Consider the following 21,898-nt stretch of genomic DNA (forward strand, 5'->3'; position numbering starts at 1 on the left):
GTCACGGGGGGGGCGGAAGGTACGGGGCCGCGCCCGGCGCTCATCCCTCCCGTACGGACCCCGTCGCGTCGGGCGCGGTCGGCCGGTCGGGGCCGGTCCAAGTGGCGAGCAGGCGCAGGCGGTCGGCGGAGGGCGAGCCGGGTTCGACCGTGGAGATCCCGAGGGTCTGCTCCGGGTCGTCGGCGGGGGTGAACGCCTCGTAGCCGAGGACGAGTTCGCCGACGAGGGGGTGGTGGTAGCGCTTGGTGCCGTGGGTGCGGCGGAAGACGTCGTGGTCGGCCCACCAGCCGCGGAAGTCGGGGTCGCGGACGGAGAGTTCACCGACGAGTTCGGCGAGGGCCGGGTCGTGGGGGTGGCGTCCGGCGTACTCGCGGAGGGAGGAGACGATGCCGCGGGCGGAGCCCTCCCAGTCGGGGTAGAGCGACCGGAAGTGGTCGTCGAGGAAGATCAGCCGGGCCATGTTGCGGTCACGGGCGGGCAGCGCCTCGAAATCCGTGTAGAGGGCCCGGCCCAGGTGGTTGGCGGCCAGGACGTCCATGCGTCGGCCCAGCACGAGGGCGGGGACGTCGGTCAGGCTGTCGAGCAGGAGCCGCAGTCCGGGGCGGACGCGCTGCGGCGGCAGGGGACGCGCCCGGCCGCGGGTCGGCCGGGCGAGGCGGAACAGGTGCGCCCGCTCCAGGTCGCTGAGCCGCAGGGCGCGCGCGAGGGCGTCCAGGACGGACTCGGAGACGTTGGCGCGGGTGCCGCGCTCCAGCCGGACGTAGTAGTCGACGCTGACCCCGGCGAGCTGGGCGACCTCTTCGCGTCGCAGGCCCGGGACGCGCCGGGCACCGGGGTGCGGGGTGAGGCCCGCCTCCCGCGGGGTGATCTTCGCGCGGCGGCTGCGCAGGAAATCCCGCAGCTCGGTGTTGGCTTCCTTGCCCATGGCTCCACGGTAGACCGGCCGGTCGGGGGGACGGGTGGGCCGGAGGGGGCCTGTCGGACCCCCGGTCCGGCCGGGCCTCCCCCCTCCGCCGGGAACGGTGCTTGGCTGCTTGAGCAGGCCATCGAGCACAGGAGGCACCGGATGAAGCACAGGATTCTCGGCGGGACGGGTCTGTCGGTGAGCGAGTACGCGCTCGGCGCGATGATGTTCGGCGCGATGGGCGACACCGGCCACGACGAGTCGATCCGCATGATCCACACGGCGCTCGACGCCGGGATCAACCTCGTCGACACCGCCGACGTGTACTCCGGCGGCGAGTCGGAGGTGATCGTGGGCAAGGCCCTCAAGGGCCGCCGGGACGACGTCGTGCTGGCGACCAAGGGAGGTCTGCCGATGGGCGACGACCCCAACCGCCGCGGCGGCTCGGCGCGGTGGCTGCACCGCGCGGTCGAGGACAGTCTGCGCCGCCTGGACACCGACCGCATCGACCTCTACCAGCTCCACCGGCCGGACCCGTACACGGACGTCGACGAGACCCTCGGCGCCCTCTCCGACCTGGTCCGGGCCGGGAAGATCCGCGCCGTGGGCGGCTCCTTCTTCGCGCCGGAGGAGATCGTGGAGGCGCAGTGGACGGCCGAGCGGCGCGGCCACCACCGCTTCCGCAGCGAGCAGCCGCCGTACTCGATCCTCACCCGCGGGGTGGAGAACCGGGTGCTGCCCACCGCGCAGCGGTACGGCCTGGGCGTCCTGACCTTCGGGCCGCTCAACTCCGGCTGGCTGTCCGGCCGCGCCGACCCCACCGCGGGGCACCGCAACGCCGGTGCGGGGGCGAAGATGTTCGACCTGACGCGGCCGGGCGTACGGGCCAAGGCCGACGCCGTGCGGAAGCTGACCGCGCTGGCGGCCGAGGCCGGGCTGCCGCTCTCCCACCTGGCGACCGCCTTCGTCCGCGCCCACCCCGCGGTCACCGCGGTGCTGATCGGCCCGCGACGCCCCGAGCACCTCGCCGACCTTCTCGCCGGGGCGGACGTGGAACTCGGCGACGACGTCCTGGACCGCATCGACGCCATCGTGCCGCCCGGTGTCGACGTCAACCCGGACGACTTCTACATCGACCCCACCCCCGCCCTCACGGACAAGCGGCTGCGCCGCCGTTGAACGGACGGCCCCCGCGCGGGGCCGTGTTCACCTGTGGAGGGGCACCGGCGTCTCGGGCGCCGTCCCCGCGAGGTCGGGCGGCGGCAGCGGGGCACGGCCGAGATCGCGTTCGAGCTGGTCCAGGGCCTGGCGGGCGGCTCCGATACGGGCCAGCAGCAGGTGGTGGCCCTCCGGGTCGGGTTCCGGCGGGCGCGGCACCCCGTCCCCTTCCCCGTCCTGCCGCTCCGTCTCGCGGGCCTCGTCGAGGGAGGTGATGACCACGCCGATGAGGACGTTGACGAGGACGAACGAGGCCAGCAGGACGTACGAGGCGTAGTAGAGGAGGCTCCAGCGGGAGATCTCCAGGCCCGCGTGGACGGCGTCGCCGATGCCGTCGAGGGTCATGAGGAGGAACAGCGTCAGGACCGCGCGGCCGATCGAGCCGTAGTGCGCGGGGTCGCGCTGGCCGAAGAAGACCCAGCCGACCATCGCGTACACGTACAGCAGCAGGGCGCCCACGAGAAGGAAGCTCAGTGTGCCGGGGAGGCTGCGGGCGACCGCGGCGAGCACGATCCGGAGCTGGGGCAGGAAGCGGGCGGTGCGCAGCACGCGGGCGAGGCGCAGCAGCCGGAGCACGGTGGTGTTCTCGCGGACCACGGGGAGGAAGGCGCAGAGGACGACGGCGAGGTCGAAGACGTTCCACGGGTCCTTGAAGAAGCCCGAGGGGCGGTCGGCGTGGGCGCCGAGGCGCAGAAGGATCTCGACGGTGAACACGGCCAGGCAGCCGTGTTCGGCGAGCCGTAACCAGAAACGCCACGCGTCGACCAGCCCGGAGTACGTCTCGGCGCCCAGCAGTGCCGCGTTGAGGAGGATCACGGCGAGGACCGCCAGGGCGAACCACCTGGCCTCCGTGACCTCCCGGCACCGGCGGGCCAGTTCCCCGGCGGCCGACCCGGAGACGGCGGCGTCCGTCTGGTTGTGCTGCTCCAGCATGCTGCTGTCCTGCCTCCGTACGACGGGGACGCCTTCCGGCCGGTGCGGCCGGAAGAACACCCTTGTTGGGCGATCATCTGCCGGGAGACACTTCTACAGCACTGTAGATCGAATGCGGAGGGCGGACCTGATGTTCGGCTTGAGCGAACTGGCCTTGGTCCTCTTGGTGATCGTCGTGGTCCTCGGGATCAGGAAACTACCCGAGCTGACCCGGTCCGCGGGCAAGGCGGCCCGGATCTTCAAGAGCGAGGCGAAGGCGCTCAGGGAGCAGGACCCGCCGGAGGGGGCGCCGCGGTCCTGACCGGACGCTCCGTGCCTCCCGCCGCCCCGCCGCCCCGCCGCCCCGCTGTCCGGCGGCGCCCGTCAGGTCACGGGGTCCGCCCCGCCGAGCGGGGGCGTGCGCGGCGGCGCGGTCCGCCTGCCGCCCGTCGCCTCGAAGGCCGCGGCGAGCCGGAGGAGCCTGGTGTCGTCGTGGGCCCGTCCGGCGAAGGTGAGGCCGACCGGCATGCCGATGTCGTGCATCGTGCCCATGGGCACGGTGACGGTGGGGATGCCGAGGTGGCGTGGGACGAGGTTGCCGTTGGCCACCCACACCCCGTTCCGCCAGCCCAGTTCGGCCGACGCCGGGTCGACGTCCATGTCGGCGGGGGCGACGTCCGCGACGGCCGGGAACACGACCGCGTCCAGGCCCCGGTCGTCCATCCACGCGTCGAGGTCGACGCGCCGGGTCTCCTCCAGCCCGCGCAGGCCCGCCTCCAGCTCGGGAATGTCCGTGAGCGCGGCGTACGGGTGTTCCCGCACCTGCCGGGGATACGTGGCGATGTCGTCGTCGAAGCCGGTGTAGCGGTCGGGCAGGGCGCCCGGAGGGTGCGGGAAGATCGTCGCGCCGTCGACGTCGGCGAGGGTCGACAGCGCGGGATCGCCGTTGAGCCGCAGAAAGTCGTCCCACGCCCACGCCGAGAGGTCGACGATCTCGCGGTGGAGGTAGGCGGGGCTGACGAGTCCGCGGCTCCGTACGTCGGGGGCGCCGGGCCGGTCGCCCTCGTAACGGGAGACGACGGGGAAGTCGGTCTCGACCACCTCCGCCCCGGCCTCCTCCAGATCGCGGCGCGCGGCGTTCCACAGGGCGATGACCGACGCGCGGGTGTGGATGCGCTGCCCGGTGGGGCCTCCGATGCCTCCGCCGGGGTTCGTGCCGGCCTCGGGGTCGGCGTTGATGTACATCCTCGGGACGCCGAGGCGGATTCCGGCGAGGGTGCGCCGCGCGGCGGCCTGGTCCGCGGGCGCGAGCGACGGGTAGGCCGCGGGACGCACCTCGGAGGCGGCGGGCAGCGGGATCCAGGGCTGCGCGCGCCAGAAGTCGCCGCGGCTGTCCTCGTCGTCGCCCACGACGACGTCCAGCACCTCCAGCAGGTCGGCCATGGTGCGGGTGTGCGGGACGACGACGTCCATCGTGGGCACGAGCGGCCAGTTGCCGCGCACCGAGATCACCCCGCGCGACGGCGTGTAGGCGCACAGCGCGTTGTGGGAGGCGGGTGCCCGGCCCGAGGACCAGGTCTCCTCGGCCAGGCCGAACGCCGCGAACGAGGCGGCCGTGGCGGTGCCCGACCCGTTGGACGACCCCGAGCCGAAGGCGCTCGTCAGCCGGTCGGCCCGGTACGGGCTCTCCGCGCGACCGTAGAGACCCCGCTGCATACCGCCGTTGGCCATCGGGGGCATGTTCGTGAGACCGAGGCAGATCGCGCCCCCGGCGCGCAGCCGCTCGATGGTGTACGCGTCGCGCCGCGCCACGAGGTCGGCGAACGCCGGGCTGCCGCACGCCGCGGTCAGGCCGCGGACGAGGAAGCTGTCCTTCGCCGTGTACGGGATTCCGTCCAGCGGCCCCCGGACCTCGCCGCGCGCCCGGCGCTCGTCGGAGGCGCGGGCCTCGTCGAGGGCGTCGGGATTCATGACGACCATGGCGTTGAGCGCCGTCGCGCTCTCCGGGCGGTCGTAGGCCGCGATGCGGGCGAGGTAGGCGTTCACGAGATCGACGGACCGCGTGGCCCCGGACGCGAGGGCTCGTCGCAGCTGCGCGATGGATGCCTCGTGGACCTCGAATGTCATCGGGCGATCCCCTTCGGGGTGAGAGCGGGCTGTTGCTGGGTGATGCAGTGGATGCCGCCGCCGCGGGCGAAGACCGCTCGGGAGTCGACGGTGACGACCCGCCGTCCGGGATAGACGGAGCGAAGGATGTCGCGCGCGGCGCCGTCCGCGCGTGCGTCGCCGAAGCCGCACGCGATGACGCCGTCGTTGACGACGAGGTGGTTGACGTAGGAGTAGTCCACGAATCCGTCCTGGTCGCGGAGGATCGCGGGGGCCGGGAGGTCGACGATCCGGAAGGGGCGCCCGGCGGCGTCCGTCTCCCGCGCGAGGAGGGCGCGCAGGTCGCGGGTCACGGGGAAGTCCGGGTGGGCGGGGTCGGTCTGGGTGTGGAGCAGGAGCACTCCGGGTGAGGGGATCGTCGCGACCATGTCGACGTGGCCCTTCGTCCCGAACAGTTCGTAGTCGCGGGTCAGTCCGCGCGGCAGCCACACCGTCCTGGTCGCGCCGAGGGTGCGCCGCAGTTCGGCCTCGACGTGGTGCTCCTCGGCGAACGGGTTGCGCCGGGGGTCGAGTTGGACGGTCCTCGTGGCCAGCACCGTGCCCTCGCCGTCGACGTGGATGCCGCCGCCCTCGTTCACCAGCAGCGACGGGACCGCTTCGGCGCCGACGAGGCCGGTGACGTGTCGGGCGATGCCGGCGGCGAGCCGCCACTCGGACCAGTCGGGGTCGCCCCAGCCGTTGAAGATCCAGTCCACGGCGCCGAGCACCCCCGGTCGTTCGTCGTCGACGACGAACGTGGGGCCGAAGTCGCGCATCCAGAACTCGTCGAGCGGGGCTTCGACGAGGTCGATGTGTCCGCCGAGCATGCGCCGCGCGCGGTCGCGCTCGGTCGGGTCGACGACCATGGTCACCGGTTCGAACTCGGCGACGGCGTGCGCGACGGCGGCCCAGGCGTCGTATCCCGTCTGCTTGTACGCGTCGCCCTCTCCGAGGTTGCGGCCCTCACGGGGGAAGGCCATCCAGGTGCGGGTGTGCGGGGCGGTCTCGGACGGCATGCGCCAGGTCATCGTGGATCTCCGGTGGAATCGGGGAAGGGCGGTGCGGGGGGCGAGGCCCCGTGCGTGCCGTCACCAGCCCTCGGTGAGGACGCGGTCGAGGGTGGCGACCACGAAGTCGGCGCTCTCCGCCGTGATGCACAGGGGCGGTTTGACCTTCAGGACGTTGGAGCGTTCCGAGGTGGTGAGCACGATCACCCCGAGTTCCCGCATCCGTTCGCAGATCGCGGCGGCCTCCCGCGCGGCCGGTTCCAGGGTGTCCCGGTCGCGGACGAGTTCCACGCCGAGGTAGAGGCCCTCGCCGTGGACCGGTCCGATGATCCGGTGCTTCGCCGCGAGCGCCCGGAAGCCGTCCGCGAGCCGGCGCCCGACGTCGCGCGCGTTGCGCTGGGTGCCCTCGGCCGCCATCGCGTCGAGGACCGCGATCCCGACGCGGCAGGAGAGCGGGTTCCCGCCCGTGGAGGAGAAGAACTGCCCCTGGGAGGCGAGGGCGTCGGCGACGGCCCGGGAGGTGATGACTCCCCCGACGGGAAATCCGTTGCCCATCGGCTTCGCGACGGCGATGAGGTCCGGCACGACCCCGGACCGTTCGAAGCCCCAGAAGCCCGATCCCGTGCGGCCGAAGCCGACCTGCACCTCGTCGGCGACGCACAGTCCGCCCGCGGCGCGCACGCGCGCGTACACGTCCGCCAGGTATCCCTCCGGGAGGAGGACGCCACCGGCGTTGCCGAGGACCGACTCGCACAGGAACGCGGCGGCCGGGCGGCCCTCGCGGGCGAGCCGGTCGAGGTCCGCGCCGAGATCCGCGGCGTAGCGGGCGCCGACCGAGCGGTCGTCCGCCGCGCCCCGGTGGGTGCCGCGGAAACGGTTCGGGACGTCCGCGACGTGGACCCAGTCGGGCCGCGTCCCCAGGGCGTACGGGTTGTCGTAGGCGCTGGTGGTGACGGCGTCGCCGGCCATCGTCCACCCGTGGTAGGCCTCGCGCAGGGCGACGACGGTCCGGCGGCCGGTGGCCGCGTGCGCGAGGCGCAGGGCGAGGTCGACGGCCTCGGAACCGGAGTTGACCAGCAGCACGGTGTCGAGCGGGGAGCCCGGCGGGAGCAGTGCGAGGAGGCGCTCGCTGTATTCGGCCAGCGACCGGTAGAGGAAGCGTGAGTTGGTGGTGAGGAGGCGGATCTGCCGGTCGACCGCGTCGGCGATGCCGGGATGCCCGTGCCCGAGTCCCGTCACGTTGTTGACGAGGTCGACGTAGGCGCGGCCGGTCGTGTCGACGAGGTGGTGCCGCCAGCCGCGCTCGATCTGCATCGGGTTCTCGTAGTAGCGCTCCTGGACGTCGGAGAAGACCCGCTCGCGGCGTCGCCGCTCGTCGGCCGACTCGTCCCGCTCCGCCCGTGCGGGAAGGCCGAGCAGGTCGGCCGGGTCGTCGGTGAGGACCGACCACGCCCGCACCCGCTCCGGCGTGACCAGCGCCGAGCGCCCGGCGGCCGGTGCGACCGCGTCGAGGGGCGGCGCGGCCCCTTCGACGGCGTCGGCGCGCAGGAGGGTGACGGAGAGGGGGCGGGACTCCGCGGCGGCCGGGAGCACGCCCAGGCGGGCCCCCGCGGCGAGGACGCCGTGCGGCTCGGCGGTGGCGGAGAACCCGTCGAGGACGAGATACCGGCCGTCGGGGAGGCGGAGCCGGACGCCGTGCTCGCCGACGGCCGTCACGGTCGCGTCGACGGGTGTCGTCACCACGAGCGGCGGTCCGGCGGCGACGTGCAGCTCCGTGCCGATGGGCCAGGTCGCGGCGGCGTCCGGGGAGTTGATCCGCGTACGCGGGAGGCGGTACACGCCGTGGGGAAGGACCACGACGGCGGCTCCCGCGGTGAGGGCGTCCGCGACGAGGCCGTCCTCCGCGTCGGCGTCGAGCCACCGCCCGGCGTCCCACGCCGGGCTCTCCACCCCGACGTCCGCCACGGTCACCTGACCGGCGAGGTCCGGCAGCAGGGAGCGCACGGGCGGGCGCCCGGCAGGTTCCTCCCCGGTACCCGTGGCGGTCGCGTCGGGGCGTTCCGGGGCGGCGGGCGGCTCGGCGCCGTGGAGCAGGGCGGTCGTGTGCGCGACGGCTTCCGCGAGCGGCAGCGACGTCGCCGCTTCGAAGATGGCCCGCTCGACGGCGATCCGGTCGCGCGCGTACGTGTGGTCGCCGTCGATCTCCACCTGCCGCCATCCGCCGGCGACGAGGACGGCGGCGCGCAGGACGACGAGCGGCCACAGGGCGCGCGTCTCGGCGTCGGACAGCGGCGCACGGGCGTGGAACTCCTCGGCCGCCTCCAGCACGCGCAACGGGCGCCCCGGTTCGTGGTGCAGCAACGACGACACGGTGACGGCCAGTTCGGAGACGCGCCAGCCGTGCGCGAGGTCACCGAGGTCGAGGACGACGCGGGGGTGCAGACGGCCGTCCTCCCCGCGGACGCCCATGACGTTGTCGTCGGTGAGGTCCCCGTGGATCGCCTGGACCGGCAGACGGTGCGCGACGGTGTCGAAGGCGGACCGGGCCTCGTCGGCGGCGGCGAGGACGCGACGGCGGAGCGCGCGGTCGCGGATCGCGGGGGCGAGCCTGCCGACCTCGTGGTGCGCGTTCGCCATCACCCACATGTGCGCGCGGTCGAGTCCCGGGTGCGTCAGCGGCGCGAGGGCGTGCACGGACGCGGCGGCGAGCGCGCCGAACTCCCGCAGCACCACGGGGGCGAGCCAGCCCGCGCCGAGCATCGGTTCACCGTCGGCGAACTCGCTGCGCCGTACGGCGAGCCCGTCCCGGCCGTACTGGGTCAGCTGCCCGTCCGGACCGGCCAGGACGGCGGGGGCGGGGACGCCCGCGGCGCGGTAGGCGGCCAGGGCGGCGTGCTGGGCGTCGCGGGCCTCGTCCCCGAGGGCGGGGTTGTCGATGCGGAGCACACTGCGGGTTCCGTCGGGCTCCCGGAGGAGGAAGTTGCGGTCCTGGTTGCTGCCCAGCTCACGCGCCACGGCCTCGATCCCGTACAGGTCGCGCGCGAGGGTCTCGGCGTCCGTCTCGGAGACGTCGGGTCGTACCGACGCGCGGTGTCCGTCGTTCACGCGGCCCACGTCCCTCGGCCGTCGGGGATGCCCGCGAGGAAGGCGAGGTGATCGGTGTCGGCGGTCTCCAGGACGCGCAGGACGTTGCCGTGGGCGAGGCGGTGGAGGTCGGGTCCGCTCCAGCCGCGGCGGCGGAGTTCGCGCAGGAGTTCCTGGTAGCGGGAGACGTCCCCGAGCCCGGTCGGCATGCGGTCGGTCCCGTCGTAGTCGGCGCCGATGCCCACCGCGTGGACGCCCGCGACGTGGCGTACGTGCTCGATGTGGTCGGCGACGTCGGCGACGCCCACCGGGGGCATCTCGCCCCGTTCCCCGGCCTGTTCCCACGCGTGGCAGGCGGGGGTGAGGAACGCCGGGACGAAGGCGACCATGACGACGCCGTCGGCGGCGCCGATCGCGGCCAGGACGTCGTCGGGGACGTTGCGGGGGTGGTCGCAGAGCGTGCGGGCGCCCGAGTGGCTCACGATGACGGGGCGGGTGCTCACGTCCAGGGCGTCGCGCATCGTCGCGGGAGAGACGTGGGCGAGGTCGGCCAGGACGCCGATCCGGTTCAGCTCCCGGACGACGTCCCGGCCGAAGTCGGTGAGGCCGCCGTGGCGTGCGTCGTCCGTCGCGGAGTCCGCCCACGCGGTGGTCCGCGACCAGGTGAGGGTGAGGTAGCGCGCGCCGAGCCGGGCGTACTGGCGCAGGACGGCGAGCGAGCCTCCCAGTTGCGCCCCGCCCTCGACGCCGATCAGGGAGGCGACGCGTCCCTCGTCGAAGGCGGCGCGGACGTCCGCCGCGGTCCGCGCGAACCGGAGCCGGTCGGGATAGGCGTCGACGAGGCGGTGCACGAAGTCGATCTGCTCCAGGGTCGCCGTCACCTGGTCCGCGCCCACGAGGTCGGGGTCGGCCCACACCGACCAGAACTGTCCGCCGACGCCGCCGGCCGTCAGCCGCGGGAGGTCGGTGTGCAGGTCCGGTACGGGGGCGTCGAGTCCTGCCGTGGTGCGGCCGTGGCGTGCGCGACGCGCCCACGGGAGGTCGTTGTGCCCGTCGATGACCTGGATCACGCGAGAGACACCTTTCTGTGGTGGTGGCGTCGTCCCGGTGCGCGGCGGGTGCGGAGGGCCGCGCGCGGGCGACGTGCGGGGGCGGCGGGCCGTCGGCCCGGTGGGCGGGGCGGACGGGACGTCACGGGGTGAACGTGCGGTACAGCGGGTAGCCGGAGAGCGTCGCGCGGGTCGCCTTGCCGTCGAGGACGACGTCGAAGGCGAGTCGCTCCGGCGAACGCGCGTCGTCACCGATGCGGAAGGTGCCGTCGGCCAGGGGGACGAGGGGTTCGCCGAGGTCGGTGGTGAAGTCGCCCTGCCAGACCCAGAGCCGTCCGCCGCTGCACTGCACCCGGATGTTGGGGAGCCACGGGTTGTAGCCGCGGTAGTGGCCGACGAGGGGGGCCCAGCGGGTGGGCGGCTCCTCGATGACGCTGGGCCGCTCCGGGGCCTCCTCGATCGCGGACCGGGGCAGCACGAGCGCCGGGGACGGGCGGCGGGACCGGGCGGCGTCGGCCCGCTCGATGGCGTGGTGGGCGAGGTCCGACCAGGGTCCGCTGCCGTTGGCGAGGACGACGGCGCCGAGTCCCCGTTCGCGGTCGCAGACGAGGGCGGCGTTGTAGCCGACCATTCCTCCGGTGTGCGCGACGTACGCGCGGCCCTCGCGCTCGTACACGTACATGCCGAGCCCGTAGGTGTAGGGCGGTTCCTCGGCCTCGACGGGGTCGGTGATCATCTCGCGCAGGCTGTGGGGGCGCAGGAGGCGGGTGTCGCCGTCGCCCAGCAGGAGCCTGATCCAGGCGGTCATGTCGGAGGGGGTGGAGGCGATGCTGCCGTCGGCCGTGGCCGTCTCCAGCCAGTGCGCCGGTGCCAGTCCGTCGGCGCGGCGCGGCGGCCGGTCGTCGTAGAAGGGCGCGTAGCCGACGGCGAGGCGGCGCCGTGTGTCGTGGGTGACGGCCGCCTCCGAGGCGGTCATGCCGAGCGGGCCGAGCAGCCGTTCGGCGAGGAGCTGCTCGTAGGGCAGGCCGGACACCGCCTGGAGGACGAGGCCGAGGGTCTTGTAGCCGGTGTTGGAGTAGTAGTGCCAGGTGCCGGGCGGGGTCGTCGCCTCGGTGTCGCGCAGGGCCCAGACCTCGAACGCGGCCTCCCCCGTGTACTCCGGCCCGCTGACGATGCCCGCGGTGTGGTTGAGCAGGTGGCGGACGGTGATCGGCGCGAACGCCGACCGCACCTCGAACCAGGGGAGGTAGCGGGTGACCGGCGCGTCGAGGTCGAGGAGTCCGCTGTCGCGGGCCTGGAGGACGAGGGCCGCCGTGAAGCCCTTGGAGATGGAGCCGATCTCGAAGAGCGTGTCGTCCCGTACGGCGGTCCCGGCGGCGAGGTCGGCGGATCCGGCGGTCGTCCGCGCGAGGACGCCGTGGCGGTCCGTGATCGCCAGGGAGACGCCCGCGGCCCACGAGGTGTCCTCCAGCACCCCGCGGACGGTGTCGTGGAAGTCGGGGCCGAGGGTGATCGTGGTGGCTGCCATGGTGTTCTTCTCCGTACGTGCTGAGGGGTGCTGGGGGCGGCGCGGGGACAGGTCAGCGCGCGCCGCGGCGGAGGGCCCGGCCCGCGAGTTCGCCGGTGGGTTCCCCGTCGCGCAGGGCGGGGCGGCCGTTGACGAGGACGTGGCGCGTTCCGGTGGCGTACCGGTGGGGGTCGGCGTACGTCGCGTGGTCCTGGACCGTGTCCGGGTCGAACACCACGAGGTCGGCCCACGCGCCGGGCCTGATCCGCCCCCGGTCGACGAGGCGCAGCGTGTCGGCGGGGAGGCTCGTCATGCGGCGTACCGCCTCCTCCAGGGTCAGCAGGCCGTCGCGGACGAAGGGGCCGAGGACGCGGGCGAACGAGCCGTAGGCGCGCGGGTGGGTGGGGGCGTCCGCGAACGGCGGCTCCGTCGAGGACGCCTCGGCGTCGGAGCACACGCCGACCCACGGCTGCCTCAGACCGAGGCGGATGTTCTCCTGCGACATGCAGAAGTAGAGGGCCTCGATGTGGGGGTCGTCGGCCACGAGGTCCAGGAGGGCTTCCAGGGGCTCGTCGTAGCCGCGTTCGGCGCTGAACCGGGCCAGTGTCTTTCCCGCCGCGCCGGTGAGCGCCCCGGAGGAGCCCTGGAGGAGGACGCCTTCGGCGCCGCCCGCGTCGCGGTAGATGTTCTCCCAGGCGCCCCCCGGCGCCCGGACGTCCGCGATGATCCGCGCCCGGTCGGCGGGGTCGGCGATGCGGGCGAGCAGGGCGTCCTCTCCCCCGTCGAAGTACCAGGGGGGAATGGACGCGGCGAGGCTCGTGCCGCCCGCCTCGTAGGGATACAGGTCGGCGCTGATCTCGATGCCCTCGTCGCGTGCCTCGGCGATCAGGCGGATCGCCTCGGGCATGCGCTGCCAGTTGTCGCGGCCGGAGGCCTTGAGATGCCAGACGTGCACCCGGCTCGACGACAGGCGGGCGATGTCGATGACCTCGCGGACGGACTTCTCCAGGTGCGCGGCCTCGTCCCGGATGTGGGAGACGTACAGCGCGTCGTGGGCGGCCGTCACCGTCGCGTAGGCGGTCAGTTCCTCGGTGGAGGCGTAGGCGCCGGGGGCGTAGAGAAGGGACGAGCCGACGCCGAGGGCACCGGCGGCGAGTTCCTCGTCGAGGACGTCGCACACCGAGCGGAGTTCGTACGCGGTGAGCGGCCGTTCGTCCGCGCCGGCCCGGATCGCCCGGAGGTTGTGGGCGCCGACGAAACTCGCGACGTTCGGTCCCGTCCCGTCGGCCTCCAGCGTCCGGAGGAAGTCCGCCAGGCGCGGGAAGGCGGTGCGGACCCCGTCCTCACGGGGCCGGGCGTCGACGATCTCGACGGCGCGGCCGACGACCGGGCCGAGCGAGTACCCCTCGCCGAAGATCTCCGTGGTGACGCCCTGATGGAGGTCGGACAGTCCACGGGGGTCCTGCTGGAGCGACTCGTAGGCGTGGCTCAGGATGTTGATGAATCCCGGCGCGACCGTGAGACCGCTCGCGTCGAGTTCCGGTCGCCCGTCCGGCGCGATCCGCCCCACCTCGGTGACACGGCCGCCCGAGACGGCGACGTCGGCTCTCCTGCCCGGCGCCCCGGTCCCGTCGACGACCGTCCCGCCGCGGATGACGAGGTCGTTCGCCCGTGCCATGTCACACCTCTCCTCTGACGTCGGCCAGGTCACGGCGCGTCAGGTCCTCGTAGGTCTCGCGGCGCACCACCGCACGCGTCCGCTGTCCGTCGGCGAAGATCACCGGTGGCCGGCGGGCGCCGTTGTAGTTGTTCGCCATCGTGTGGCAGTACGCCCCGGTCACGGGGACCGCCACGACGTCGCCGACCCGCGGTTCACGCAGCGGGACGCCCGTGCTGAGCCGGTCACCGGACTCGCAGTGCTTGCCGACGAGGTTCACGGCCTCGCCGCCGCCGACGCGGTTCACGACGGTCGCCTCGAACCGCTGCCCGTACAGGGACACTTCGAGGTTGTCGCCCATGCCGCCGTCGACGGCGACGAACGTCGGGTGGCCCTTCTTCACCGAGACGACCCGGTAGAGGGTGAGTCCGCTGCGCGCCACGACGCTGCGGCCCGGCTCGATCAGCAGCTGCGCGTGCCGCGGCAGGTGTGCGGCGGCGGCGCCGACGAGGCCGTCGAGCCATGCTTCGACGCTCGGCGGGGCGTCGTCGTAGGTGTAGCGGACACCGAGACCGCCTCCGAGGTCGTAGATGTCGAACTCGCCGTACGAGGCGAGCGCGCGCACGGCCGCGACGTAGGGGTCGACCTCGCATATCTGGCTTCCGATGTGCATGTGCAGGCCGCGCAGGTTCAGGCGGTCGCTGGCCCGCAGGCGCGCGATGGCCTCCTCGGCGTCGGCACGCCCCAGACCGAACTTCGAGCCCTGCTTGCCCGTCGCGAGCGCCTCGTGCGTCTCGGCCGCGACGTCGGGCAGCACGCGGACGAGGACGTCCTGGCGGCCGGTGACGATGTCCTCCAGCTTCGCGATGTCGTCGAAGTTGTCGATGACGACGAGTCCCACTCCGGCGTCGACCGCGGCCCTGAGTTCATCGGCCGACTTCGCGTTCCCGTGCACCACGATGGTGTCGGGCCGCACCCCCGCGGCGAGGGCGAGGGCGAGTTCACCGCCCCCCGCGACATCCGCTCCGAGCCCCGCCTCCGCGAGGGTCCGGTACACGGCCGTCGCGGGAAACGCCTTGGAGGCGAACACGACACGGGAGTTCGGCCACCGGGCGGCCAGCGCCTCCCGGAACAAGGTCGCCTGCCGGATCAGCGCCGACTCGTCGAGCACGTAGGCGGGGGTGCCGAACCGCTCCGCGATGTCGGTGAGCCGTACGCCTCCGACGACCAGTTCGCCCTCGGCGTCGAGGTGGGTGCCCTCGGGGAACAGCTCGATCAGAGCGCGTTCGTCGTCGTGCGGATTCGTGCCTGTCGCGTCGAAGATCGACGTCGTCATGTGTATGCCCCGCTTTCTGGTTTCCGATCACTTTAGGGAGCCGACACAGGGCAGATCTCTAGCCGATTGGACTAGGATCTCGGCATGAGTTTGTACGATCAGCCAGCTGCCGGGTGTTCTCTCGCGGAGCTTCTGGAGCGCGTCCTCCCGCTGCGGGTCACCGTCCTCACCGGGTCGGCCGACCTCGGCGCGCTCTTCGTGCACGGCACGGTCCTCGCGGGACTGGGAGAACGGCTCCCGGACCTGCCGGACAGGTTGCTCCTGCTGGTGGGGGACGGTGACGCACCGCGGGTCGCGGCGTCGGTCCGGGAGGCCGCCGCGCGCGGCTTCGGCGCGGTGCTCCTGCGGGCGGGCGCCCCGGCGGCCCCCGAGGCGCTGCGCGCGGCGACCGAGGCCGGGGTGTCGCTGCTCTCCTTCGACAGCGAACTGAACTGGCGTGAGGTGGCGGCCCTGCTCGACGCGGTGATCGAGTCGCACTGGGCCCCGCCCGACGGCGGGCCCGCGGTGGGGATCGAGGAGCTGTACGTGATCGCCGACGCGGTCGCGGCGACCATCGGCGGCTCGGTCTCCATCGAGGACCTGTCGCAGCGGGTCGTCGCCTATTCGAGTGTGCCGGGCCAACTGATCGACGCGGTACGCAGCGAGGGCATCCTCGACCGGAGCGCCCCCCACGATCCGGGGGACCGGGAACGCTACGGGCGCATCCTGCGGTCCGACGGCGTCGTCCGGTTCGAGCGGATGGGGGACGAACTCGCGCGGGCGGCGATGGCGGTCAAGGCCGGCGACCTCCCGCTCGGCACGATCTGGGCGATCGAGGGCGAGCACGGCATCGGCCCCCAGGACGAGGCCGCCCTGCGGCAGGGCGCCCGGCTGGCGGCGCTGCACCTGCTGAGGGCGCGCGACACGGTCGAACTCGATCACGGCCTGCGCGGCGACGCCCTGCGATCCCTCATCGACGGGACGGAGAACGCGGACGCCGCGCGCATCCGGCTCCGCCTGCGGGACGACGTGCCGCGCGCGCTGCTCGCGTTCGGGTTCGAGGACACCGCGGCGGACCGGTCCGACTCGTCGGAGGCGGCACGGGCCGCCCAGGACGTCGCCCGCCAGGTCACCGCCCTGCGGCCGGGCGCCACGATCACCGTGTCCGGCGGGATCGTCTACGTCCTCCTGGTCGACGAACGCGCGGCCCCCGCCGCGTCCTCCCTGGCCGAGTCGATCACGTCGATACTGGGCGGCCGGACCCGGCGGAGGCTGTTCGGGGCGGTCGCCGTCGACGGCGACGCGGCCCGCCCCCTCACCGAGCTGCGCGCGGAGGCGGACGACGTGCTGGCGGTGCTCGCCGCCCGCGCCGACCGGCCGGTGGCGGCCCTGGGCGACGTGCGGGTCGACGTCATCCTGAGCCACGTCGCGGCCGAACTGACGCGCACCTCCTGGCTCCGTGACGCGGAGATCACCAGGATCTTCACCGCCTCGGCCCGCAACCGGGAGATCGCCGCGAGCGTGGCCGCGTGGTTCGACGCCCGGTTCGAGGTGAGCCGGGCGGCGCAGGCCCTCAAGGTGCACCCCAACACCCTCCGCTACCGGCTCCGCCGCTTCTCCGAACTGACGGGAGTGGACCTGGAGGACGCGGACGCCTGCCTGGGCGTCTGGTTGCAACTGCGCACGCACCCGGAGATGCACGCCTCCTGACGGGGCGTCGTCCCGGGCGGCGTGCCCGTGCGCCCCGCGACGGTCGAGGCCGGGCGGGGCAGGGCGGAACAGGCGGGGCGGGGCGGATCGGCGCTAAGGCTTCCGGAGTACGCGGAGCCGGCTGACGTCCGGCACTACGGCGCCGCGGACGTGGCCGCCGGGCGAGCGGGCGATCCGTTGCAGGAAGTCGACGGCGGGCCGCGTGATCTCCTCGCCGGGCAGGATGTTGGGGATGCCCGGCGGATAGGCGGACAGGGCGTCGGCGCTGATCCGGCCGACGGCCGCCGTGTCGCGGACGACCTCGGTCGGTGCGTAGAACGCCTCCCGCGGCGAGACCCGCGGCGGGCCGGGCGGCGGCAGCCGTGCCGGGTCGGCGGTCTCCCGCGGTGCCGCGTCGGTGCGGGCCGCGAGGACGGCGTCGACGAGCCGGTCGAACGAGGTGGCCCTGCCGACCCCCACGAGGGGGACGAGCGTGGTGCGGGTCGCCATCTCCACCCACAGGCCCGCGTCGCGCGCCAGCGTCAGCCGGAGGGCGTGCGCGTCGGCGCAGATCCCGCTGACGTCGATCGGCATGCGCAGCGGGTCGCGGGAGACGATGTCCGGATAGGCGGCGAAGGTGTCCTCGATCAGCGAGACACCCGCCTCCCGCCGGACGCGGTCGCGCGCCGCCTCCAGGGCGCGCATCGTGTCGTCGACCCGCGCCCCGCCCCGCTGGAGGTCGCGACGGGCGACGTCGATCGATCCGAGGAGCAGGGAACTCTCGCTGGTCGAGTTGGTCATGTGGTAGGCCCGCTCGATCGCGGGCTCCAGCGCGTCGGCGTGCGCGGTGTCGCCGAGGTGCAGCACCGCGCTCTGGTGCAGGGAGGACGTCATCTTGTGCGTACTCATGACGACGATGTCGGCGCCCTGGCGCACGGGGGACGCGGGCAGGTCCGCGTGGAACCCGAAGTGGGCTCCCCAGGCGCAGTCGACGACGAGTACCGCGCCGGCGTCGTGGGCCACGCGGGCGATGCCCGGCACGTCGGCGACGGCCCCGAAGTAGCTGGGGCTGACGATGTGGACGGCGGTGACCGGTCCGGGACGGTCGGCGATCGCCCGCGCGACGGACGCCGGGGTGACGCCGTGGGCGATGCCGTTGCGGGCGTCGACGCCGGGCAGGACCCAGGACGGCCGCAGCCCGGCGAGGACGATGCCGTCCACGACGCTGGAGTGGACGCTGCGCTGGACGACGATGCCGTCACCGAGCTGGCTGACCGCGAGCGCCGCGAGCCGGTTGCCCTGGGAGGAGCCGTTCGTGAGGAACCAGGTCCGTCTCGCGCCCCAGGCCGTCGCGGCCATCCGGTGGGCGCGCTCGCGGGGGGAGTCACGTCCGAGGTCGATGCCGTCGAGGAGCTGGGTGACGTCGACGGCGAGGGCCCGTTCGCCGAGGAACTCCGCCTGGCCCGCGGCGAACGCGTCGCCGGTGGCGCCGTGGCCGGGCACCATGAAGGAGACCGGCTCGCGGGCCGCGTGGCGCAACAGGGCGTCGGCGTAGGGGGCTTCGTGGTCCGCGGCGGTCCGGGGCAGGCCGTGGTGGCCGAGGCGCGGTGTCATCCGTTCACCGTTCCCTCGGCGTCGGCGCGGTGCTGCCCGCTCGGCAGCGCGGCCAGCAGTTCGCGCGTGTACGGGTGTTGCGGGTTCAGCAGCACCTCTTCGGTGGTGCCGACCTCGACGAGCCGTCCGGACCGCATCACCGCCACACGGTCGGCGATGTTCCAGGCCAGGCCGAGATCGTGGGTGACGACCATGAGGCTGAGGCCCATCGTCTCGCGCAACCGCAGGAAGAGGCCGAGGACTTCGCCGCGCAGCGACGCGTCGAGGCTCGCGACGGGCTCGTCGGCGATGATGGTGCCGGGTTCGACGGCGAGCGCTCCGGCGATGAGGACGCGTTGACGCTGACCGCCGGACAGCTGGTGCGGGTAGCTCAGGAAGAACTCTTCCGGCGGGCGCAGGCCGGCGTTCGACAGGGCCCGTGCCACGAGATCGACCTCGGTGACGTCCTCACCGCGGGCGTGGTGCTCGGCGACGAGCCGGTGCAGGCGGATGCCCTCGGCGACCGACGTGTAGACGGAGTGCTTCGGGTTCAGCGCGGCCGCCGGGTCCTGCATGACGAGTTGGACGCGTCGGCGGTAGGCGCGCAGCGCGGCCCCGCCGGTGGGGAGCCGCTCACCGCGGGCGGTCACCTCGCCGCTCGTCGGGCGTTCGAGACCGAGCAGGGTTCTGCTCAGCGTCGTCTTGCCCGACCCGGAGGCGCCGACGAGAGCGAGGATCTCACCGTCGCGGACCTCCAGGGTGACGCCGTCGACGGCGTGGACCTCGCCGCGGCCGTGCGGGGCGGGGAAGGTGACGTGGAGGTCGGTCGCGCTCAGCACGATGTCGTTCATCGGGACACCTCCGACAGGGGGCGGGTGATGCCCAGGTCCTCGGCGCGCAGGCAGCCGGTCTCCGGTCCGCGCGCGTACCGGGCGAACTCGGGCCGGTGGACGAGGCAGGTGTCGTCGGGGGTCCGGCACCGTGCGACGAACTCCCGCTCGGCCGCGCCGTCCACGGCCGTGACCGGGTCCTCGGCGAGCCCCTGCGGCCGGTACCGGGAGGAGGGGTCGCCGATCGTGGGGAACGCGCCCGCGAGGGCCCGCGTGTAGGGATGCCGCGCCTGCTCGAACACCCTGGGGCCGGGGCCCTGTTCGACGACGCGGCCCCGGTGCATGACGACCACGTCGTCGCAGACGCTGGACAGCACCGCGAGGTCGTGGCTGATCATCATCAGGCCGAGTCCCAGCTCCGTGGCCAGGTTCCGCAGCAGACGCAGGATCTGGGCCTGCACCTTCACGTCGAGCGCCGTGGTCGCCTCGTCGGCGATCAGCAGCCTGGGGTCGCAGGCGAGCGCCATGGCGATCATGACGCGTTGCTTCTGTCCGCCCGACAGCAGATGGGGATGGCTGAACGCGTGCTCCGCCGTGAGGCCCACCATGTCGAGCAGTTCGGCGACCCGGAGGTCGGCCGCGCGCCGCGTCGTCGCCGGACGGTGCACGAGAAGGGGCTCGGCGATCTGCTCCCCCACCGTGCGCACCGGGTTGAGAGAGTGCATCGCGCCCTGGAAGACGATCGCGGCGTCCGACCACCGCATGCGGCGCAGCGCGCCCCAGGACAGGGAGTTGACGTCCTGGCCGCAGACCTCGACCCGGCCCTCGACGCGCGTCCCGCGGGGGTGCAGCCGCAGCACGGCGCTCGCGATCGTGGACTTGCCCGAGCTGGACTCACCGGCGATCCCGAGGGAGCGGCCCTGTTCGAGGGAGAGGGAGACTCCGCGTACGGCGGGGATGTCGCCCCGGCCGGACCGGTACGTGACCCGAAGGTCCTCGATCCTCAGCAGGTGCGTCATCGGGCCTCCTTGAGGCGGGGGTTGACGATGTCCTCCAGTGCCTGGCCGGCCATCGTGAACGCGAGCACCAGGACGACGACGCAGATCCCGGGCGGGAGCAGCGCCCACCAGGCCCCGAGGGAGACGGCGCCGGTGCCGAACGCGGCGTTGAGCATCGTGCCCCAGGAGACCGCGGTGGGGTCGCCGAAGCCGAGGAAGGACAGGGTGGTCTCGGCGAGGACCGAACCGGCGACCGTGAGGGTCGTGTTGGCGAACACGAGCGGCAGCACGTGGGGGAACACGTGCTTCGCCATGAGGTGCCAGGGGCCCGCGCCGAGGACCCGCGCCCGTTCGATGAAGGGCCGTTCGCGGACGGAGAACGTCTGCGCGCGGATCACCAGCGCCGTCGCGGGCCACCCGGTGACGCCGATCACCACGATGATCGAGAACAGGGAGCCGCCGAGCAGGGTCGCCAGGACGAGGGCGAGGGGCAGGAACGGGATGACGATGAACCACTCGGTGAGCCGGAACAGGACGGTGCCGGGCCACCCGTCCGACATTCCCGAGGCCATGCCGACGATGGTGCCGATCACCATCGAGATGACCGTGGCGGTCAGGCCGACCAGGAGCGGCACCCGGGCCCCGAAGACGAGGAGGGTGAGCACGGACCGTCCGTTGTCGTCGGTGCCGAGGGGGTACGTCGTGCTCGGCGGCGCGAGGATCGGCCCGGACGCGGCGCTCACGCGCAGGTCGTCGGCGTCGGCGAGCAGCGGTGCGCAGACCGCGACGACCGCGAAGAGGAGGAGTACGGCGAGTCCGGCCATGCCGGCCCGGTTCGCGCGGAACGTCGCCCAGGTACGGGCCCAGGCCTCTCGGCGGAGTTTCCGGCGGAGCGCCGCGGCACTGGACCTTCCGGGTGCGGGGGCTGCTGTCGTCATGCTTTCACCCTCGGATCCTGGAGTGCGTAGAGGAAGTTCGCGAGCGTGTTGGCGAGCACGACCGCGCCCGAGAACACGAGGAACAGCCCCTGGAGCAGGGGGAGATCGGGAATGCGCAGGGCCTCGCTGGTGAGGAGGCCGAGGCCGGGGACGGAGAACACCGTCTCGACGGTGATCGCGCCGCCCACGGTGAACGCGAGGTTGAGCGCGATGAGCGTGGTCATGGGCAGCCGGGCGTTGGGGAGGGCGTGCCGGCGCAGGACCTGCGCGTCGGAGAGGCCCTTGGCGCGCCCGGTGAGGAGGTAGTCCTCTCCCATCACGTCGAGCATCGAGGACCGCATGATGATGGAGTACTCGGCGAGGTAGGAGATCGTCAGGGTCACGGTCGGCAGGACGAGGTGCCAGACGGTGTCCGCGACGCCGACGAAGCTGGTGGGGTCGACGCCGGGCGAGTGGAGTCCGCCGATGGGGAAGACACCGAGGACGGGACTCGCGGCGAACGCCATGAACAGCAGGAGGCCGAGCCACCACTCGGGCATGGCGTACGTGATGATCGCGGAGGCGGAGGTGGAGCGGTCGAAGCGCCCGCCGTGCCTCCAGGCCTGACGGCTGCCGAGGCGGCTGCCGAGCCAGATCGACAGGATCGTCGCCGGGAGGACGAGCAGGAGGGTCGGCCCCATGCGTTCGGCGATCAGCTCGGTGACCGGTTTGGAGTACTGGAAGGAGACGCCGAGGTCCCCGGTGACGACCTGTTTCAGGTATTTCCCGAACTGGACCGGCAGCGGCGCGTCGAGTCCCAGCCGGTGCCTGATGTCCTCCAGGTCCTGCGCGGTGCGGGCCTTGCCGCGTCCGAGGGTCCGCTCGGGGTGCGGGTTGATCACGCGGAACAGGAAGAAGTTCACGACGACGACGAAGACGAGCGCGAGCGCGGAACCGGCGAGCTGCCGGAGCACGAACCGGCGGCTGAACCGGCCGGCGAACCGTGAGGGCCGGGGAGGCAGTCCCTGCCGGACCGGCGCCTCGACGCTGAGGGCGGGCGTGGGTGTGGGTGT

Annotated in this window: 17 protein-coding genes; 3 read left to right on the forward strand and 14 right to left on the reverse strand. The window is 73.5% G+C overall.

Translation table 11 applies throughout. The features are described from left to right. Nucleotides 1-40 precede the first annotated feature (40 nt). Nucleotides 41-925 (reverse strand): helix-turn-helix domain-containing protein, encoded by an 885-nt coding sequence (locus tag ACIQPQ_RS15825; RefSeq protein WP_401304042.1) that lies wholly within the window; start codon nucleotides 923-925, stop codon nucleotides 41-43. A 141-nt stretch (nucleotides 926-1,066) separates the two neighbouring features. Here ACIQPQ_RS15825 and ACIQPQ_RS15830 point away from each other — a divergent pair, with 141 nt between their 5' ends. Further along, nucleotides 1,067-2,083, forward strand: a complete 1,017-nt coding sequence (locus ACIQPQ_RS15830; protein ID WP_401304043.1) for an aldo/keto reductase — start codon at nucleotides 1,067-1,069, stop codon at nucleotides 2,081-2,083. Between the two features lie 27 nt (nucleotides 2,084-2,110). Here the strand turns inward: ACIQPQ_RS15830 and ACIQPQ_RS15835 are convergent, their stop codons facing one another. Next, on the reverse strand, nucleotides 2,111-3,055 hold the full coding sequence (locus ACIQPQ_RS15835; protein WP_401304046.1) for an ion transporter: 945 nt from the start codon (nucleotides 3,053-3,055) through the stop codon (nucleotides 2,111-2,113). 130 nt (nucleotides 3,056-3,185) lie between these two features. Between ACIQPQ_RS15835 and ACIQPQ_RS15840 the strand changes: the two genes are divergently transcribed. Next, a complete protein-coding gene (locus tag ACIQPQ_RS15840) occupies nucleotides 3,186-3,356 on the forward strand; it encodes a twin-arginine translocase TatA/TatE family subunit (RefSeq protein ID WP_401304049.1) in 171 nt (56 codons plus the stop codon). 62 nt (nucleotides 3,357-3,418) lie between these two features. Here ACIQPQ_RS15840 and ACIQPQ_RS15845 read toward each other — a convergent pair whose 3' ends face one another. The 7 genes from ACIQPQ_RS15845 to lysA form a co-directional block, all read right to left on the reverse strand. After that, a complete protein-coding gene (locus ACIQPQ_RS15845; protein WP_401304052.1) occupies nucleotides 3,419-5,161 on the reverse strand; it encodes an amidase in 1,743 nt (580 codons plus the stop codon). Then, on the reverse strand, nucleotides 5,158-6,207 hold the full coding sequence (locus ACIQPQ_RS15850) for an agmatine/peptidylarginine deiminase (protein ID WP_401304055.1): 1,050 nt from the start codon (nucleotides 6,205-6,207) through the stop codon (nucleotides 5,158-5,160). The genes ACIQPQ_RS15845 and ACIQPQ_RS15850 overlap by 4 nt, the downstream gene beginning before the upstream one ends. Nucleotides 6,208-6,267: 60 nt before the next feature. After that, nucleotides 6,268-9,291 carry an aminotransferase gene (locus tag ACIQPQ_RS15855; protein WP_401304056.1) on the reverse strand — a complete coding sequence of 1,008 codons (3,024 nt, stop codon included), beginning with the start codon at nucleotides 9,289-9,291 and terminating at the stop codon, nucleotides 6,268-6,270. Continuing rightward, nucleotides 9,288-10,340 (reverse strand): dipeptidase, encoded by a 1,053-nt coding sequence (locus ACIQPQ_RS15860; RefSeq protein WP_401304059.1) that lies wholly within the window; start codon nucleotides 10,338-10,340, stop codon nucleotides 9,288-9,290. Before ACIQPQ_RS15860 ends, ACIQPQ_RS15855 begins: the two co-directional genes overlap by 4 nt. A 121-nt stretch (nucleotides 10,341-10,461) precedes the next feature. Further along, entirely contained in the window at nucleotides 10,462-11,847 is a 1,386-nt protein-coding gene (locus ACIQPQ_RS15865) for a serine hydrolase domain-containing protein (protein WP_401304062.1), read from the reverse strand. A 52-nt stretch (nucleotides 11,848-11,899) separates the two neighbouring features. Then, nucleotides 11,900-13,504 (reverse strand): amidohydrolase family protein, encoded by a 1,605-nt coding sequence (locus ACIQPQ_RS15870; RefSeq protein ID WP_401304065.1) that lies wholly within the window; start codon nucleotides 13,502-13,504, stop codon nucleotides 11,900-11,902. A gap of 1 nt (nucleotide 13,505) precedes the next feature. After that, nucleotides 13,506-14,819 carry a diaminopimelate decarboxylase gene (lysA, locus tag ACIQPQ_RS15875; RefSeq protein WP_401304067.1) on the reverse strand — a complete coding sequence of 438 codons (1,314 nt, stop codon included), beginning with the start codon at nucleotides 14,817-14,819 and terminating at the stop codon, nucleotides 13,506-13,508. 84 nt (nucleotides 14,820-14,903) lie between these two features. On the opposite strand from lysA, the gene ACIQPQ_RS15880 reads away from it, so the two are divergent. Continuing rightward, nucleotides 14,904-16,508 carry a PucR family transcriptional regulator gene (locus ACIQPQ_RS15880; protein WP_401304069.1) on the forward strand — a complete coding sequence of 535 codons (1,605 nt, stop codon included), beginning with the start codon at nucleotides 14,904-14,906 and terminating at the stop codon, nucleotides 16,506-16,508. Between the two features lie 93 nt (nucleotides 16,509-16,601). Here the strand turns inward: ACIQPQ_RS15880 and ACIQPQ_RS15885 are convergent, their stop codons facing one another. Genes ACIQPQ_RS15885 through ACIQPQ_RS15905 form a run of 5 tightly spaced genes read right to left on the reverse strand, consistent with a single transcriptional unit; the run spans nucleotide 16,602 to nucleotide 21,799 of the window. Beyond that, complete coding sequence (locus ACIQPQ_RS15885; RefSeq protein ID WP_401304072.1) at nucleotides 16,602-18,101, reverse strand: aminotransferase class I/II-fold pyridoxal phosphate-dependent enzyme; 1,500 nt, start codon at nucleotides 18,099-18,101, stop codon at nucleotides 16,602-16,604. Continuing rightward, nucleotides 18,098-18,931, reverse strand: a complete 834-nt coding sequence (locus tag ACIQPQ_RS15890; protein WP_401304075.1) for an ABC transporter ATP-binding protein — start codon at nucleotides 18,929-18,931, stop codon at nucleotides 18,098-18,100. The genes ACIQPQ_RS15885 and ACIQPQ_RS15890 overlap by 4 nt, the downstream gene beginning before the upstream one ends. Further along, nucleotides 18,928-19,929, reverse strand: a complete 1,002-nt coding sequence (locus ACIQPQ_RS15895) for an ABC transporter ATP-binding protein (protein WP_401304077.1) — start codon at nucleotides 19,927-19,929, stop codon at nucleotides 18,928-18,930. The genes ACIQPQ_RS15890 and ACIQPQ_RS15895 overlap by 4 nt, the downstream gene beginning before the upstream one ends. Continuing rightward, complete coding sequence (locus ACIQPQ_RS15900; RefSeq protein WP_401304080.1) at nucleotides 19,926-20,846, reverse strand: ABC transporter permease; 921 nt, start codon at nucleotides 20,844-20,846, stop codon at nucleotides 19,926-19,928. Before ACIQPQ_RS15900 ends, ACIQPQ_RS15895 begins: the two co-directional genes overlap by 4 nt. Further along, a complete protein-coding gene (locus ACIQPQ_RS15905; RefSeq protein ID WP_401304083.1) occupies nucleotides 20,843-21,799 on the reverse strand; it encodes an ABC transporter permease in 957 nt (318 codons plus the stop codon). The genes ACIQPQ_RS15900 and ACIQPQ_RS15905 overlap by 4 nt, the downstream gene beginning before the upstream one ends. Between the last annotated feature and the right edge of the window lie 99 nt (nucleotides 21,800-21,898).

It is taken from the genome of Streptomyces sp. NPDC091281 (assembly GCF_044757425.1).
GTDB lineage: Bacteria > Actinomycetota > Actinomycetes > Streptomycetales > Streptomycetaceae > Streptomyces.